This is a genomic window from Brevundimonas sp. SPF441 (assembly GCF_009661015.1).
Taxonomy (GTDB): Bacteria; Pseudomonadota; Alphaproteobacteria; order Caulobacterales; family Caulobacteraceae; genus Brevundimonas; species Brevundimonas vesicularis.
Genome location: NZ_WJWX01000012.1, coordinates 26,683 through 43,497 on the forward strand (window position 1 = coordinate 26,683; position 16,815 = coordinate 43,497).

The 16,815-nt window shown below is 67.6% G+C and carries 14 protein-coding genes; 8 read left to right on the plus strand and 6 right to left on the minus strand.

All coding sequences use genetic code 11. The annotated features are described in order from the left end of the window. The first annotated feature begins 6 nt into the window (after positions 1-6). The 5 genes from sucD to GGC30_RS08740 all read left to right on the plus strand — a co-directional run bounded on the left by sucD (position 7) and on the right by GGC30_RS08740 (position 6,943). On the plus strand, positions 7-909 hold the full coding sequence (gene sucD / locus GGC30_RS08720; protein ID WP_153923504.1) for a succinate--CoA ligase subunit alpha: 903 nt from the start codon (positions 7-9) through the stop codon (positions 907-909). Between the two features lie 264 nt (positions 910-1,173). Then, positions 1,174-4,188: a 2-oxoglutarate dehydrogenase E1 component gene (locus tag GGC30_RS08725; protein ID WP_153923505.1), complete on the plus strand. Its 3,015-nt coding sequence runs from the start codon at positions 1,174-1,176 to the stop codon at positions 4,186-4,188. A 41-nt stretch (positions 4,189-4,229) separates the two neighbouring features. Then, positions 4,230-5,771: a 2-oxoglutarate dehydrogenase complex dihydrolipoyllysine-residue succinyltransferase gene (odhB, locus tag GGC30_RS08730; protein ID WP_153923506.1), complete on the plus strand. Its 1,542-nt coding sequence runs from the start codon at positions 4,230-4,232 to the stop codon at positions 5,769-5,771. A gap of 56 nt (positions 5,772-5,827) precedes the next feature. Further along, positions 5,828-6,439 (plus strand): glutathione S-transferase family protein, encoded by a 612-nt coding sequence (locus tag GGC30_RS08735; RefSeq protein WP_153923507.1) that lies wholly within the window; start codon positions 5,828-5,830, stop codon positions 6,437-6,439. 141 nt (positions 6,440-6,580) lie between these two features. Then, positions 6,581-6,943, plus strand: coding sequence for a hypothetical protein (locus GGC30_RS08740; RefSeq protein WP_228763680.1), 363 nt, complete (start codon positions 6,581-6,583; stop codon positions 6,941-6,943). On the opposite strand, the gene prfA is transcribed toward GGC30_RS08740, so the two are convergent. Beyond that, a complete protein-coding gene (gene prfA / locus GGC30_RS08745; protein ID WP_017505440.1) occupies positions 6,944-8,011 on the minus strand; it encodes a peptide chain release factor 1 in 1,068 nt (355 codons plus the stop codon). 205 nt (positions 8,012-8,216) lie between these two features. Here prfA and GGC30_RS08750 point away from each other — a divergent pair, with 205 nt between their 5' ends. The 3 genes from GGC30_RS08750 to GGC30_RS08760 are packed head-to-tail and all read left to right on the plus strand — an operon-like array spanning position 8,217 to position 10,131. Beyond that, on the plus strand, positions 8,217-8,822 hold the full coding sequence (locus GGC30_RS08750) for a response regulator (protein WP_153923509.1): 606 nt from the start codon (positions 8,217-8,219) through the stop codon (positions 8,820-8,822). A gap of 57 nt (positions 8,823-8,879) precedes the next feature. Next, the gene (locus GGC30_RS08755; RefSeq protein ID WP_153923510.1) at positions 8,880-9,320 is read left to right on the plus strand and encodes an Rrf2 family transcriptional regulator; all 441 of its coding nucleotides are present in this window, start codon (positions 8,880-8,882) and stop codon (positions 9,318-9,320) included. 34 nt (positions 9,321-9,354) lie between these two features. Continuing rightward, complete coding sequence (locus tag GGC30_RS08760) at positions 9,355-10,131, plus strand: sulfite exporter TauE/SafE family protein (RefSeq protein WP_153923511.1); 777 nt, start codon at positions 9,355-9,357, stop codon at positions 10,129-10,131. Positions 10,132-10,192: 61 nt separating this feature from the next. Here the strand turns inward: GGC30_RS08760 and GGC30_RS08765 are convergent, their stop codons facing one another. From GGC30_RS08765 to GGC30_RS08785, 5 genes are all read right to left on the minus strand, one after another. Beyond that, positions 10,193-10,660, minus strand: coding sequence for a PEGA domain-containing protein (locus GGC30_RS08765; RefSeq protein ID WP_153923512.1), 468 nt, complete (start codon positions 10,658-10,660; stop codon positions 10,193-10,195). Positions 10,661-10,789: 129 nt separating this feature from the next. Beyond that, positions 10,790-11,926 (minus strand): flavodoxin-dependent (E)-4-hydroxy-3-methylbut-2-enyl-diphosphate synthase, encoded by a 1,137-nt coding sequence (gene ispG / locus GGC30_RS08770; RefSeq protein WP_153923513.1) that lies wholly within the window; start codon positions 11,924-11,926, stop codon positions 10,790-10,792. 48 nt (positions 11,927-11,974) lie between these two features. After that, positions 11,975-13,078 (minus strand): RodZ family helix-turn-helix domain-containing protein, encoded by a 1,104-nt coding sequence (locus GGC30_RS08775; protein WP_228763681.1) that lies wholly within the window; start codon positions 13,076-13,078, stop codon positions 11,975-11,977. A gap of 112 nt (positions 13,079-13,190) precedes the next feature. Beyond that, the gene (gene ptsP, locus GGC30_RS08780; RefSeq protein ID WP_369814640.1) at positions 13,191-15,449 is read right to left on the minus strand and encodes a phosphoenolpyruvate--protein phosphotransferase; all 2,259 of its coding nucleotides are present in this window, start codon (positions 15,447-15,449) and stop codon (positions 13,191-13,193) included. 62 nt (positions 15,450-15,511) lie between these two features. Next, the gene (locus tag GGC30_RS08785; protein ID WP_153923515.1) at positions 15,512-16,786 is read right to left on the minus strand and encodes an aspartate kinase; all 1,275 of its coding nucleotides are present in this window, start codon (positions 16,784-16,786) and stop codon (positions 15,512-15,514) included. Between the last annotated feature and the right edge of the window lie 29 nt (positions 16,787-16,815).

Genomic DNA, 16,815 nt, shown 5'->3' on the forward strand with positions numbered 1-16,815 from the left:
AGACCCATGTCCATTCTCGTCGACAAGAACACCAAGATCATCGTCCAGGGCCTGACCGGCAAGACCGGCGGCTTCCACACCGAACAGGCCCTGGCCTATCACGGCACCCAGATGGTCGCCGGCGTGCATCCCTCCAAGGGCGGCACGAACTGGACCGGATCGCACGATGAGAGCCTGCCGATCTATGCCTCGGTCGCCGAAGCCCGTGACGCTACGGGCGCCGACGCCTCGGTGATCTACGTTCCGCCGTCGGGCGCGGCCGCCGCCATCATCGAAGCCATCGACGCCGAAATCCCCTTCATCACCTGCATCACCGAGGGCATCCCGGTGATGGACATGGTCAAGGTCAAGCGTCGCCTGGAAGGCTCCAAGTCGCGCCTGCTGGGCCCGAACTGCCCCGGCATTCTGACGCCGGACGAGTGCAAGATCGGCATCATGCCGGGCAACATCTTCAAGAAGGGCTCGGTCGGCATCGTGTCGCGTTCGGGCACCCTGACCTATGAAGCCGTGTTCCAGACCACCAACGAAGGCCTGGGTCAGACCACGGCCGTCGGCATCGGCGGCGACCCGGTCAAGGGCACCGAGTTCATCGACGTGCTGGAGCTGTTCCTGGCCGACGAGGAAACCACTTCGATCATCATGATCGGCGAAATCGGCGGCGGCGCGGAAGAAGACGCCGCCCAGTTCCTGATCGACGAAGCCAAGAAGGGCCGCAAGAAGCCGATGGCCGGTTTCATCGCGGGCCGTACCGCTCCGAAGGGCCGCACCATGGGCCACGCCGGCGCGGTCGTCTCGGGCGGCAAGGGCGATGCGGAATCCAAGATCGCGGCGATGGAAGCCGCCGGCATCCGCATGTCGGAATCGCCCGCGCGCCTCGGCAAGACCCTGGTCGAAGTGCTGAAGGGCTAAGCCTTTCCAAGTGCGCGCTGCGCGCGGGCGCTATCGCTCGCCGCGCGGCGGCTCGCTGCTTGAGCGCCTTTTCGGCATCAAAAATGCCGTGTGACGCATCGATGGACGCCCTCGGCTCAGGCCGGGGGCGTTTTTTCTTGGGCTTGCGACCAATTTCCTACCAAATTGCCCCGTTTCGGTCATGACCCGTCAGGAAACGACGCCTATATGACGGGCGCGCCCCTCACGGAGATGTGTCCGTCGGGGCCCAGGGATTGCGAAACGATGGCGGACGATGCCGGTCGGCTGAACCAGGTCTTTGCCGAGACCTCATTCCTCTACGGGTCCAATGCGGCCTACGTCGAGGAGCTTCAGGAGAAGTGGGCGAAAGACCCCGGCTCCGTTTCCGCCGAATGGAAAGCCTTCTTCGACCAGCTGCGCGACAACGCCGCGCTGGTGACCGCCTCGGCCGGCGCCGGCGGCTGGGGTCGCGGCGTGGCGACCGAACCCACGGAGGAGACCGGCGTCTTCGACGGTCGTTGGCCGGCCCCGAAGCCCGATCCCAAAAAGGCCGGCGCTGCGCCGGCTGCTGCTGCGCCCAAGGCCGCGTCCGCCGACGTCTCGGCCGATGCGATCCGCGCCGCCGCCCACGACTCCATCCGCGCCCTGATGCTGATCCGCAGCTATCGCGTGCGCGGGCACCTGCAGGCCAAACTGGACCCGCTGGGCATCGAACAGCCGGTCGAGAACCCCGAGCTGACGCCCGAGTTCTACGGCTTCACCGGCGCCGATCTGGACCGTCCGATCTTCCTGGACGGCGTGCTTGGTCTTCAGACCGGCACGATCCGCGAAGTGCTGGAGATCCTGAAACGCACCTATTGCGGCAATATCGGCATCCAGTTCATGCATATTGCTGAACCGGAAGAGAAATCCTGGCTGCAGCAGCGGTTCGAGGGCGCCGACAAGTTCGAGCAGAACGCCTTCTCCAAGGAAGGCAAGCTGGCCATCCTGTCCAAGCTGGTCGAGGCCGAAGGTTTCGAACGCTTCCTGCACAAGCGCTTCCCCGGCACCAAGCGGTTCGGCCTGGACGGCGGCGAGGCCATGGTCCCGGCGCTGGAGCAGGTCATCAAGCGCGGCGGTTCGCTGGGCGTCGACGAGGTCGTACTGGGCATGGCTCACCGCGGCCGCCTGAACGTCCTCGCCGCCGTTATGGGCAAGCCCTACAAGGTCATCTTCCACGAGTTCCAGGGCGGCTCGGCGGTGCCGAGCGACATCGAGGGCTCGGGCGACGTCAAATATCACATGGGCGCCTCGTCGAACCGCGAGTTCGACGGCAACCACGTCCACCTGTCGCTGACCGCCAACCCGTCCCACCTCGAGATCGTCAACCCGGTCGTGCTGGGCAAGGCCCGCGCCAAACAGGCGTTCGACATTCGCGAGGCCAACGAGGGCGTGCCCGAGGGCCAGTGGGCGCTGGACCGTTCCAAGGTCGTGCCCCTGCTGATCCATGGCGACGCCGCCTTCGCCGGCCAGGGCGTGGTCGCGGAATGCTTCGCCCTCATGGGACTGAAGGGCTACCGCACGGGCGGCACGCTGCACTTCGTCATCAACAACCAGATCGGCTTCACCACCAGCCCGCGCAACTCGCGCTCGTCGCCTTATCCGTCGGACGTGGCCCTTATGGTCCAGGCGCCGATCTTCCACGTCAACGGCGACGACCCCGAGGCGGTCGTCTTCGCGTCCAAGGTGGCCACCGAATACCGCCAGAAGTTCCACAAGGACGTGGTGGTGGACATGTTCTGCTACCGCCGCTTCGGCCACAACGAAGGCGACGATCCCACCTTCACCCAGCCGCTGATGTATTCGAAGATCCGCGCCCAGCCCTCGACCCGCGAACTGTATTCGCAGCGTCTGGTGGCCGAAGGCGTGATCAGCCAGGCCGAGGTGGACGCCGAGGTCGAGCGGTTCGAGAAATTCCTCGACGAGCAGTTCGAGGCCGGCAAGACCTGGTCCGCCGAAAAGGCCGACTGGCTGGACGGCCAGTGGCAGGGCTTCCAGTCGCCCAAGGACGAGCTGCGCGGCGACACCGCCGTGCCGCTGGCCAAGCTGACCGACCTGGGCCACCGCCTGACCACGATCCCCAACAGCGTCGACATGCACAAGACGCTGAAGCGCGTCATCGACGGTCGCCGTGAAGCCATCACCTCGGGTCAGGGCCTGGACTGGGCCACGGCCGAGAGCCTGGCCTTCGCCAGCCTGGTGGATGAAGGTTTCCCGATCCGTCTGTCGGGTCAGGATTCGGTGCGCGGCACCTTCTCGCAGCGTCACTCTGGCATCATCGATCAGACGACCGAAGAGCGCTACATCCCGCTGAACAACCTGCGCGAAGGCCAGGCCAATTTCGAAGTCATCGACTCCGCCCTGTCTGAAGAGGCGGTGCTGGGCTTCGAGTACGGCTACTCGCTGGCCGACCCCAATACGCTGGTCATGTGGGAGGCCCAGTTCGGCGACTTCGTGAACGGCGCCCAGGTGGTGATCGACCAGTTCATCTCTTCGGGCGAACGCAAATGGCTGCGCATGAGCGGCCTGACCATGCTGCTGCCGCACGGCTATGAAGGCCAGGGACCGGAACACTCCTCGGCCCGTCTGGAGCGCTTCCTGCAACAGTGCGCCGAAGACAATATGCAGGTCGCCAACTGCACCACCCCGGCCAACTACTTCCACATCCTGCGTCGCCAGATGCACCGGCCGTTCCGCAAGCCGCTGATCCTGATGACGCCCAAGTCGCTGCTGCGTCACAAGAAGGCGGTCTCGTCCATGGCGGACCTGGCGGAGGGCTCGGCCTTCCACCGCGTCCTGCACGACGACGCCCAGACGCGGCCGGAGATCGCCGGCATCACGATCAAGGCGGACAAGGACATCCGCCGCGTCATCCTGTGTTCGGGCAAGGTCTATTACGACCTGTTGGACGCGCGCGAGAAGAAGGCCAAGGACGGCCAGGCGGTGGACGACGTCTACATCCTGCGTCTGGAGCAGTTCTATCCGTGGCCGATCCAGTCGCTGCGCAAGGAACTGGCCCGCTTCCCCAACGCCGAACTGGTCTGGTGCCAGGAAGAGCCGAAGAACATGGGTGGCTGGACCTTCGTGGATCCGTGGCTGGAGCTGACGCTGGACAAGCTGGACGTGAAGGCCAAGCGCGCCCGCTACGTCGGCCGTCCCGGCTCGGCCTCGACCGCCGCCGGTCTGATGAGCCGGCACCTGAAGGAACTCGAAGCCTTCACGACTGAAGCCTTCGCCTGATACACGTATAAAAGACCGACTAGAGACGAGCTGGACCTGACATGGCCGATATCCTGACCCCCGCCCTCGGTGAATCAGTCACCGAAGCCACCATCGCAAAGTGGACCAAGAAGGTCGGTGATCCGGTCAAGAAGGACGAGCTGCTGGTCGAGCTGGAGACCGACAAGGTCTCGCTGGAGGTCGTCTCGCCCGCCGACGGCGTGCTGGGCGACATCAAGGCGGCCGAGGGCGACAATGTCGTTCCCGGCACGGTCCTGGGTTCGGTGACGGAAGGCGCGTCCGCCCCCGCTCCGGCCGCTGCGCCCGCCGCTGCCCCTGCCAAGGCCGCCAAGGCTGACGCCAGGGCCGCGCCGGCCGCCGCTGCTCCGGCCGCCGCCGCCGCGATCGACATCACCGTGCCGGTCATGGGCGAGAGCGTCGCCGAGGGCTCGATGGGCAAGTGGGTCAAGAAGAACGGCGACACGGTCAAGAAGGACGAACTGCTGGTCGAGATCGAGACCGACAAGGTCGCGGTCGAAGTCTCCGCCCCGGCTGACGGCGTTCTGACCATCGCCGCCGACGAAGGCGCGACCGTCACGCCGGGCCAGAAGATCGGCTCGATCTCGGGTTCGGGCGCCGCCGCATCGGCTCCCGCCGCCGCCGCTCCGGCCCCTGCAGCCGCGCCCGCCAACACCGGCTCTGCTCAGGTTTCGGGCGCCAAGAACGAAACCCTGTCGCCCGCTGTCCAGCGCGTGGTCGGCGAGAACAATCTGGATCCCAAGGCCATCAACGCCACGGGACCGAAGGGCAACATCACCAAGGCCGACGCCATCGCCGCCATCGGCCAGGCCTCGGCTCCGGCCCCTGCCACCGCCGCAGCGCCCGCCGCCCCGCGTGCCGACCAGCCGCGCGAAGAGCGGGTGAAGATGACGCGCCTGCGTCAGACCATCGCCCGTCGTCTGAAGGAATCGCAGAACACGGCCGCCCAGCTGACCACCTTCAATGAGGTGGACATGACCAACGTCATGGCCCTGCGCGCCCAGTACAAGGACGTGTTCGAAAAGCGTCACGGCGTGAAGCTGGGCTTCATGTCCTTCTTCACCAAGGCCGTCGTCGCGGCCCTGCATGAGATCCCGGCCGTCAACGCCGAGATCGACGGCACCGACATCATCTACAAGAACCACTACGACATCGGCGTCGCCGTCGGCACCGACAAGGGTCTGGTGGTTCCGGTCCTGCGCGACGCGGACACGCTGTCGCTCGCCGGCATCGAAAAGGGCATCGGCGCCCTGGGCAAGGCCGCACGTGACGGCTCGCTGACCATGGATCAGATGCAGGGCGGCACCTTCACCATCACCAACGGCGGCACCTATGGCTCGCTGATGTCGACGCCGATCCTGAACGCGCCGCAGTCGGGCATCCTGGGCATGCACAACATCGTCCAGCGCCCGATGGCCATCAATGGCGAGGTCAAGATCCGCCCGATGATGTATCTGGCCCTCAGCTACGATCACCGCATCGTGGACGGCAAGGAAGCCGTGACCTTCCTGGTCCGGGTCAAGGAGCTGCTGGAAGATCCGGCGCGGGCCCTGCTGGACCTATGATTTCCTGAAAGGCGGCGATGATCTCGCCGCCTTTTTCTTTGCTGCGAGGCGCGACCATGCTGACCCTATACGCCGCGACCGGATCCTGCAGCCGGGCCAGCCATATCGCGCTGGAAGAGTCCGGGCTGGCCTATGAAGTTCGTCTGGTCGACTTCGCCAGGGCCGAGCAACGTGAGCCGGCCTATCTGGCGATCAATCCCAAGGGGCGCGTTCCTGCGCTCGCGACCGATCAGGGCGTCCTGACCGAGAGCCCGGCCATTCTGGCGCACATCGCCGCCCTGTCGCCGCCCGGCCTGTTGGCGCCGACCGATCCCTTCGCCTTTGCGCGGATGCAGTCGTTCAACCTCTATCTGGCCACCACCGTCCACGTCGCCCACGCCCACGGTCGCCGCGCCGCGCGCTGGAGCGACGACGCCGCCGCCCAGGCGTCGATGGCGGCCAAGGTCACGCAGAACATGCGCGACGGCTTCGCTTTGATCGAGGCGGACCTGACAGGCGAATGGGCGATGGGCGACGCCTATACGGTCGCGGACCCCTATCTGTTCACCTTCGCCGGCTGGCTGGAAAGCGATGGCGTGGACATCGCCGCGTTTCCTCGCGTCCAGGCGCATTTCGAGCGCATGAAGGCGCGTCCGGCGGTCCAGCGCGCGCTGGCCGCCAAAGCTTAGCGGGCGCGCTCGCAGACCAACGGTTGTGTCTAATTTGCGCCGGTCGTTAACGATCCGAATCGGCGTCGCATTTTCCCTGATTACAACCGCAGAAAATGGCGCCTTATTTCGGACATGGAGTGGGCGGCGCGCGCGATAGGGATGTTCTACGTCTTGGGCGGACTGATGCTTTTGTATCAGGCCTGGCTCAACTGGCGTCTGCAACGGGCCTTGTCCGGCGTCATCGCCGTTCCCGCAGACGATCAGATCGCAGACGGCGTGATCGCCGTGGGCGGTGTGGTGGTCCTGATGTCGGGCGTCGCGCTGGCGGCGCTCAGCGCCTGGGCCGTGGTCGCGTTCCTCGCCGGTTGGGCGATCCAGGCCGCCTATCTACTGTGGGTCAACCGCGCCGATCTCGACAGCCCGCTGGCCAGCGGCCGGCTGAAGTCGGTGCATGCCTTCGCCGCCTATACCGCCGTCACTGGCGTGGTGCTGTGGCTGCCACTGACCGGCGTCCTGGGCTGATCAACCGAACTCGGCTTCCAGGTCGGCCAGACGCGCCGCCTGGTCCTCGGCGATCAGGGCGTTCAGCAGCGGATCGATGTCGCCTTCCATGATCTGGGGCAGGCTGTGCAGGGTCAGGTTGATGCGGTGATCGCTGACCCGCCCTTGCGGATAGTTGTAGGTGCGGATCCGTTCAGACCGGTCGCCCGACCCGACTTGGGACTTGCGGCTGTCCGAGCGGGCCAGATCCTTGGCCTGGCGCTGCATGTCGTACAGCCGCACGCGCAGGTTCTTCATCGCCTTGTCGCGGTTGACGTGCTGGGACTTCTCCGACGACGTCACCATGATGCCGGTAGGCAGGTGGGTGATGCGCACGGCGGAATCGGTCGTGTTGACGTGCTGCCCGCCCGAACCCGACGCGCGGAAGGTGTCGATGCGGATGTCCTTGTCGTGGATTTCGATCTCCACGTCTTCGACCTCGGGCAGGACCGCCACCGTCGCCGCGGAGGTGTGGATGCGCCCCTGCGACTCGGTCGTCGGCACGCGCTGGACCCGGTGAACGCCGCTCTCGAACTTCAGCCGGCCGAACACGCCTTCGCCGGTCACCGTGGCGATGATTTCCTTATAACCGCCGGCGTCGCCCTCGGTCGCCGAATCCAGCTCGATCCGCCAGCCGCGCGTGGAGGCGTAGCGCGAATACATGCGGAACAGGTCGCCCGCGAACAGGGCCGCCTCGTCCCCTCCGGTGCCGGCGCGCACTTCCAGCACGGCCGAGGCGTTCTCGTCGGCGTCGCGCGGGGCCAGAAGCAGCGCGACCTCGCGTTCCAGCTCGGGCAGCCTGTCGGTCAGCGCCCGCAGCTCCTCCTCGGCCATCGCCGCCATTTCCGGATCGGCCGTCATGGCTTCCAGGTCCGCCATTTCGGCGCGCGCCCGGGCCAGGCCCTGGACCGCATCGACGACGGGCTTCAGCTCGGCGTGCTCCTTGGACAGCCGCACGATCTCGGCGCCGTCGGTCGCCGAACCCATGCGCGCCTCCACCTCGTGGAAACGGTCGAGCACCTGATCGAGACGGGCCTGGGGCAGTCGCAAGAGGGAAATGTCCTGAGAAAAAGCGGAGCGCCGTCCTTACCCGCCGGGGGGGCTCGTGTCGATTGCAAGCCGTGTTTGGGCGTGGGGCGGCACCGGCGCCGCGCTTGTGATCGGCGATCACGGCCGGGTCACGATGGCGTCAGTCGCGGTGACGCAATCGGCTCAAAGCCATTAGTTGAGATCGAACAACCGTGAGGAGGACGCCATGTTCGATCGCCCGCCCCCGTCGCAGCCGGACGCCGCCGAGGTCGCCGAAAGCGTCGATCGCCTGTGCCGCCTGTACGACAGCCGTCTGGCCGAGACCGGCGGCGACCTGTCGCCCGAAGACGCCCGCGAACTGAGGGCCATGGCCGCCATCTACGATCTGGACACCGACCGCCCCTCGACCGAGGTTTGGCGCGACCTTCGCGCCGTCGTCACGCGCCAGGCGCCGCTTGACGCCACGGCGCCGGCCGAGGTTGAGACCCTGACCTTGTTGGTGGTCGAGGACGATGCCGACGCCGCCGCCTCCCTGACCGAACTGCTGACCGAGGCGGGCCACAATGTCGTCGGCCCGTTCCACAGCGCCGCCGCAGCCGAGGCCGCCGCTGCGCTGCACAGCATCGATGCGGCCCTGCTGGACATCAATCTGTCGGGCGAGATGACCGGGGTGGAACTGGCCCGCGTCCTGACCGACCGCTGGGCCGTGCGGGTCATCTTCATTTCCGGCGATGTGGCCGCCGCCGCGAAGAATGCGGACATGGCCGAGGCATTGGTGCTGAAACCCTATAACGGCGCGCAGATTCTGGAGGCGGTGTCGCGCCTCGCCTGAGGGTCGGATCGAGCTCCCACAGCTTGCGTCTGGGGCTCAGGCGGGCGATCACGGATCATGCTGTCGAACCGGTCCCGCTACGCCCTGCGCGCCATGGTGCATCTGGCCGGTCTGCCGGACGGCGGCCACGCGACCATCGCCGAGATCGCCGAGGCGGCGGCGGCTCCGCGAAAGTTCCTGGAGGCCATCCTGCTGGATCTGCGCCGTCAGGGTCTGCTGGCGTCGAAGCGGGGCAGGGCGGGCGGCTATGCGCTGGGCGCGCCCGCCGACGCCATCAGCTTCGCCGACGTGATCCGCGCGCTGGAAGGCCCGCTGGCCCTCGCGCCCTGCGCCTCGCGCACCGCCTATGGTCCGTGCGAGACCTGCCCGGATGTCGAGACCTGTCCGTTGCAGCCCGTGCTTCAGGACGGTCGCGACGCGATCGCCGCCGTCTTCGAGGCGCGAACCCTTCTGCAAGCGGCGGACACTTCTTCTCCTATTGACCGACTAGGGAAATAGCCCGCACCGTTCGCCCCCCATTCCAGAGGCCGCCATGCAAGATTTCCTGCTCTTCCTCGCCGTCGGTTTTCTGGCCCAGATCGTGGATGGGGCGCTGGGCATGGCCTATGGCGTGATTTCCTCGACCGTCCTGCTGTCGTTCGGCGTGCCGCCCGCGACGGCGTCGGCCAGCGTCCACGCCGCGGAGGTCTTCACCACGGCGGCGTCGGCCGGGTCCCATACGGTCAACAAGAACGTGAACTGGAAGCTGTTCGTGCCGCTGGCCCTGGGCGGCGTCGTCGGCGGCGGCTTCGGCGCCTTCGTGCTGACCAGCATCGACGGCGATGTGCTGAAGCCCTTCATCACCACATATCTGGCCATCATGGGCGTCGTGATCATCTGGCGCGCGACGCGTCAGACGCGCGAGCGGATCTTCCCGCGCAAGTTCGCCGGCCCTCTGGGTCTGGTCGGCGGCTTCTTCGACGCCATCGGCGGCGGCGGTTGGGGACCCACGGTCACCACCACCCTGGTCGGCACGGGCCAGGATCCGCGCGTCTCGATCGGCACCACCAATACTGCGGAATTCTTCGTCACCTCCGCCATCTCCGCGACCTTCCTGGTCGCCCTGCTGACCGGACATTGGCAGGAGGCCGAGGGCTTCTCGACCCACGCCATGGCGGTGCTGGGCCTGATTATCGGCGGCCTGATCGCCGCTCCCTTCGCCGGCGTCATCGCCCGCATCGCCCCGCGCCGGGCTCTCACCTACGGCGTCGGCGCCGTGGTGCTGCTCTCGGCCGGCTATCAGGCCCTGCGGCTGTTCAAGGTGATCTGAAACGAAAAACGGCGGCGGGCTCGCACCCGCCGCCGTCTCATGTTCAATCGCGGGTCTTCGGCTATTGATCGCCCGGCGCGCTGGTGGTCGAGGCCGGAGTGCGGGCCGCTGCCGCCTCTTCGGCCGGCGTGCGCAGGGTGACGACCAAAGGATTGGGCTTCAGGTCGTTCATGGCGCCGGACGTGGCGTCGATGGCCCCGCCGATGATGCCGCCGACAAGAATATTGCCGGCCATGGCCGTTCCGCCGGCGCCGGAAACGCTGCTGGTGATCTCGTGCGTCTGCGAGACATAGCCTTCCTTAGCGACCGTGATGCGGAAACCGTCCTTGCGCGGCATGCGGAAGGTGCAAGGCGTCGCCTGGCATTCAAAGCCGTTCGACGTGCTGATCTGGGCGCCGGGCGGCGTGCTTTCGACCGTGAACTGCTGGCTGGAGCCGCGCGTGACGGTCGCGCAGGCAGGCAACGAAAGCGCCACGCCGGCAAGCGCGAGCAGACGCACGCCAAGGCGTGCGGCGTTTTTGGAATTCATGGGCCCCTCAGTGGATTAACATGTCGGCCCCCCGGCCGAACCTGACGCACAGGTCGCACGCAGACCAGTTGTCGTCAATCACAGGTTTGTGACGCGCGCCCAGTTTCTGCAACCAGAGCGGAGCGACCGCTACTCGGCCGCCTGAAGCTCCGCCGCGCGTGCGGCGTCCAGTTCGGCGGCCTTCTGTTCGACCAGATCGACGATTTGGTCGATCATGCCGTCGTTGGCCTGTTTGTGGGCGATCTTGCCATTCAGATAGATCATGCCCGCGCCCTTGCCGCCGCCGGTGAAGCCGATGTCGGTATAGAGAGCCTCGCCCGGTCCGTTCACGACGCAGCCGATCACCGACAGGCTCATCGGCGTCGAGATGTGGGCCAGCTTCTCTTCCAGCACCGCCACCGTCTCGATGACGTTGAAGCCCTGACGCGCGCAGGACGGGCAGGCGATAATGTTGACCCCCCGGTGGCGCAGACCCAGCGACTTCAGGATGTCGAAGCCGACCTTGATCTCCTCGACCGGATCGGCGGCCAACGAGACGCGGATGGTGTCGCCGATCCCGGCCCACAGCATCGACCCCAGGCCGATGGCGGACTTGATGGTGCCGGTGCGCAACGGCCCGGCCTCCGTCACGCCCAGGTGCAGGGGGCAGTCGATCGCCTCGGCCAACTGTTGATAGGCGGCGACGGTCAGGAAGGGGTCGGACGCCTTCACCGAGATCTTGAACTCGTGGAAGTCGTGGTCCTGCAGGATGCGGGCGTGGTTCAGCGCGCTCTCGACCATGGCGTCGGGGCAGGGCTCGCCGTATTTTTCCAGCAGTTCCTTTTCCAGCGAACCGGCGTTGACGCCGATCCGCATTGAACAGCCATTGTCCTTGGCCGCTTGGATCACGTCGCGGACGCGGTCGGCCGAACCGATGTTGCCCGGGTTGATGCGCAGGCAGGCGGCGCCCGCCTCGGCGGCCTCGATGCCGCGCTTGTAGTGGAAGTGGATGTCGGCGACCAAGGGAACCTTGGCCTCGCGCACGATGGTCCTGAAGGCGGCGGTCGATTCCACGTCGGGGCAGGAGACGCGCACGATGTCGGCGCCGGCCTCTTCCAACTGACGGATCTGGTCGATGGTCGCCGCCGCGTCCGTCGTCGGCGTATTGGTCATCGACTGTACGCTGATCGGGGCGTCGCCGCCCACCAGGACGGAGCCGACGCGGATCTGGCGGCTCTTGCGACGCTCGATGTGGCGCCAGGGTCGGACGTGGGTGTGGTCGCTCATGGGAGCATCATATAGGCCGATGATGACGGCGGGACCACGGCCGACCTGTCAGTTCGGCGCAGGGGCGGGTGAAGAGGGCGCCGGCGCGGGGGAAGGCGTCGCCCCTGGCGTCGCGGCCGCCTGTGTCCGGGCCTGGGCGGCCTGAGCCTGAGCCTGAGCGCGCGCCTGGCTGGCGGCCAGCGCCTTGGCCGCCTGGTCGGCGCGGCTGTTCAGCTGGGCCAGCGGCGTCAGCACGCCGGCCAGGGGTCCGCCGTATTCGCCGTTCAGGAAGACGTCGAAGGCGGCCGGGTCGGACACATCCACCGTCGCCGCCACGCCGATGGGCGCGCGCCATGCCTCGCCCGGCGCCATCTGACGCGCGAACAGGGCCTGACCGTCGCCCAGCCGAACGACCAGGGCGCCGGCCGTCTTGGCCTGGATCACCACCATCGAGGCGTTGGCCGAGGCGCCATAGACGGCCCCGCGCGGGTTGAACGCCTTCTGCACCGGCTCCGGATTGGCGGCGGCGGCGATCACGGCCGGATCGGTCGGATCGACCCCGGTGAGTTCGGCTTCCAATCCCGGGGTGATGTAGAGGGCCGGCGTCGTCTGGTCGGGCGGGGCGGACATGGGCGCGCTGAGCGCGACCTGCGGATCGGGATCGGCGGCCCCGGTCCAGGTCTTTGGCACGGCGGCGATATCGGACGGATGGGCGGTCTGATGCAGGCTGGCGCGCTGGAACACGTTCCAGCCGATGACGGCGACCACCACGGCGGCGATGCCGGCGACGATGCGCGGCGAATGGCGTTTCACGTCCTCGAAGGCGATGCCGATGGGCGCCTTCAGCGGCACGGAGGTGTCGGGGCTCTCGCGCTTGAATCGCTCGACGGCCGTCTGTTCGTCCAGCGCCAGAGCCGAGGCATAGGCCCGAACATAGCCCAGGGCGAAGACCCGCGAAGGCAGGGACGACCAGTCGTTCTGCTCCAGGGCGGTCAGGAACCGGCGATGCACTTTGGTTTCGGCGGCCAGCTCGGCCGGCGACTTGCCCGACCGCTCTCGGGCGGCGCGAAAACCGTCGCCCAGGGTCGCGGCGTCGACGAAGGCGGCCGTCGGATCCGGCCGGTCCGCAATGCTTTCGATCGCCTCGGGGGCGACCCCCGCATTCAGCGTCATGACGCCTGACCCCATGTCCGGGAAACACAGCGCCGACGCGCCGTTCACAGGGCTCGAGATAGACGATTGCGCGCCGACCAGCAACGCCGCCCTTGCGTCCAGACGCCTGCGATCAGACCGCGACGTTCAGCTTGCGCGCCAGGGATTCGATCTCGTTTCGGACTGAGCCGGTGGACAGGTTCAGCAGATTGGCCATGCCGCGCCGCGCCGCATTCAGGTCCGCCGACAGGATCATCCGCTTGACCGGCCCGACACCGCCCGCCGGCGCCGACAGTCGGGTGAAGCCCAGCACGATCAGGGCGAAGGCCTCCAGCGGCCGCCCCGCCAGTTCGCCGCAGATCGAGACCGGCGTGCCGGTGTCGGCGCAGGCCTTCTGGATGGTCTGGAGCGCCCGCAGGGTCGGCGGCGACAGCGGGTCGTAGCGATCCGACACCAGCGGATTGGTCCGGTCGGCCGCGTACATGTACTGGAACAGATCGTTGGTGCCGATGGAGACGAAATCCGTCAGCGGCAGCAGAGCGTCCAGATGCCACAGCAGCGACGGACATTCGACCATCGCCCCGACGCGCAGCAGGGCCGGCAAGGCGCGCCCGCGACGCCGCGCCCAGGCGCATTCGATATCCACCAGCTCGCGCGCGGCCCGGAACTCGTCCACCGTGGCGATCATCGGGAACATGACGCGCAGCTCGCGCCCCGCCCCCGCCGCCAGCAGCGCCCGAAGCTGCATTCGCAGCAGCGACGGCCGATCCAGACCCAAACGGATGGCGCGACGGCCCAGCGCGGGGTTCTCTTCGCGCTCGGCCTCCAGATACGGCAGGACCTTGTCGCCGCCGATATCCAGGGTACGGAAGGTGACGGGTTTATCGCCCGCTGCGTCCAGCACCAGCTTGTAGAGCGCCGTCTGGGCGTCCAGCCGGGGCAGTTCGTCCGAGACCATGAACTGGAACTCGGTGCGGAACAGGCCGATGCCCTCGGCGCCCGTCTCGATCATGTTTTCCAGATCGACCGCCAGACCGGCATTGGTCAGGACCGTGATCCGCTGCCCGTCCAGGGTCACGGCCGGCACGTCGCGCAGCTGGGCGAACTCGGCCTGGCGCTGTTCGCGCACGGCCATGCGCGACTGCACCGCCTCCAGCATGTCGGGGCGGGGGCGCAGATAGGTCTCGCCGGTCTCGCCGTCGGCGATGACCATGTCGCCTTCCGACAGCCGGTCGCGCAGGCCCATCAGACGGCCGACGCACGGGATCTGCAGCGCGCGCGCGACGATGGCGGCGTGGCTGGCGGCCGAGCCCTCTTCCAGCAACAGCCCCTTCAGCTTGTCGCGCGGATATTCCAAGAGGTCGGCGGGGCCCAGGTTTCGCGCCACCAGGATGGCGTCGTCGGGCAGTTCGCGCTCGCCCGGCTTGTCGCCCGCCAGCACCCGCAGCAGCCGGTTGGCGAGGTCCTCGAAGTCGTGCAGCCGCTCGCGGATATAGGGGTCGCGCGCCTGGGCGAAGCGGGCGCGGTGTTCGTTCCTGACCCGGTCCACCGCCGCCTCGGCCGTCAGGCCGTTCCTGACCGCCTCTTCCAGCGACCGGTTCCAGCCCCGGTCGTCGGCGAACATCCGATAGGTTTCCAGAACCTCGAACGACGGACCGGCCAGGCCCTGGCCCTTGTCCAGCATGACATCCAGGCCGCTCTTCAGCGTGGCCAGCGCCAGCTTCAGCCGCGCCTCCTCCATCGCCGGGTCGTCGGATAGCAGGCGTTCGGGCGCCAGCGGCGCCTCGTGCAGAACCACATGGCCGAAGGCCAGGCCGTCGGCGAACTTCTGGCCCTTCAGTCGTTCGGGCCGGTGCGGCGCCAGCTCCACGTCGCGCAGCTCGTCCAGCGCCAGCAACTCGCCCGACGACACGGTTTCGGACAGGACCATGGCGATGGTCTGGATGTCCTCGACCTCTTCCTCGTCATAGCGCCGCTCGGTGCGGTTCTGGACGACCAGGACGCCGATGGCCCGGCCGCCGCGCAGCAGCGGGGCGCCTAGGAAGGCGTGATAGGGGTCTTCGCCCGTCTCGGGACGATAGGAGAAGGACGGGTGCGACGGCGCGTCAGACAGGCTGATGGGCTGGGCCATCCGCGCCACTTCGCCGACCAGGCCCTCGCCGGGCCGCAGCCGGGTGTTGTGCACGGCGTCGGGGTTCAGGCCCTCGGTGGCGAACAGCTCGAGCTCGCCTGACGCGCGACGCAGATAGATGGAGCAGACTTCGGCGACCATCGACCGGGCGATGATCTTGACGACCATGTTCAGCCGGTCCTGCGCCGGCGTCGCGCCCGCGCCGGCCCCGCCCAGAGCCTCGCGGATCTGGCGCAGGAGGATCCGGGGTCCTCTGGTCATCGCGCCGCCTGCCGGCATCATGTCTCCCGCGCCCCGGCGCCTAGGCGCCTTCTGAACTCACCCTATACCGCGTCCAGCCCATATGCCGAATGCAGAGCGCGAACGGCGAGCTCGGCGTAGGCGGCGTCGATCAGCACGCTGATCTTGATCTCGGAGGTCGAGATCGCCTGGAACTTCACGCCCTTGTCGGCCAGGGCCTTGAACATGGTCTGGGCGACGCCCGCGTGGCTGCGCATGCCCACGCCGACGACCGAAACCTTGGCCACGTCCTCGTCGACGCGGATTTCCTCGAAGCCGAGCTGTTCCTTCGCGGCGGTCATCAGGTCGGCGGCGCGCACGGCGTCGCGACGGCCGGTCGTGAAGGTCAGGTTGACCGTTCCGGCGGTGCGCGACTGGCTCTGTACGATCATGTCGACGTTGACGTTGGCCTCGGCCAGGCGCGTGAAGACGTCGGCGGGCGCGTCCACCCGGTCGGAGAGGCCCAGCAGGGTGATGCGGGCCTCGTCACGGCTCATGGTCACACCGGACACGATACGTTTTTCCACGATCTCCTCCTCGTCGCAGATCAGGGTTCCACCCTTGTCGGGCATGACGCCATTCGCGTCGGGTTCGATAAAGCTTGAAAGAACGCGGACCGGGACCTGTTTGGCCATGGCCAGCTCGACCGAGCGGGTCTGCAGCACCTTGGCGCCCAGCGACGCCATTTCCAGCATCTCTTCGTAGGACACCTTGGCCAGGCGGCGCGCGCGGTTCTCGATGCGCGGGTCGGTCGTATAGACGCCGTCCACATCGGTATAGATGTCGCAGGGGCAGCCCAGGGCCGCCGCCACGGCGACCGCCGAGGTGTCCGAACCGCCGCGTCCCAGGGTGGTGATCTTGCCGTCCGCCGTCACGCCCTGGAAGCCGGGCACGATGGCGATCTCGCCGACGTCGACGGCGGCGCCCAGCTTCTCGCCGGGGATGTCGATGATGCGGGCGCGGGCGTGGGCGTCGTCGGTCAGGATCGGCACCTGCCAGCCCATCCACGAGCGCGCGTTGAAGCCCATGTTGCGCAGGGTCGCGGCCAACAGGCCCGAGGTCACCTGTTCGCCCGAGGCGACCACCACGTCATATTCGTCGTCGCTGAGCGGCAGGCCTGCAGCGGCCGGTCCGGCGCCGTCGGTCCAGGCGACCAGTTCGTTGGTCTTGCCCGCCATGGCGGAGACGACGACGGCGACCTGTTTGCCCGCCGAGACTTCGGCCGCAACGATCCGCGCCGCACGGCGAATGCGTTCGAGGTCGCCCATCGAGGTGCCGCCGAACTTCATCACCAGTCGTGTCGTATCGGGCCGCGTCATCGTGGCGTTCCGCCCCCTGCTTGCGTGAA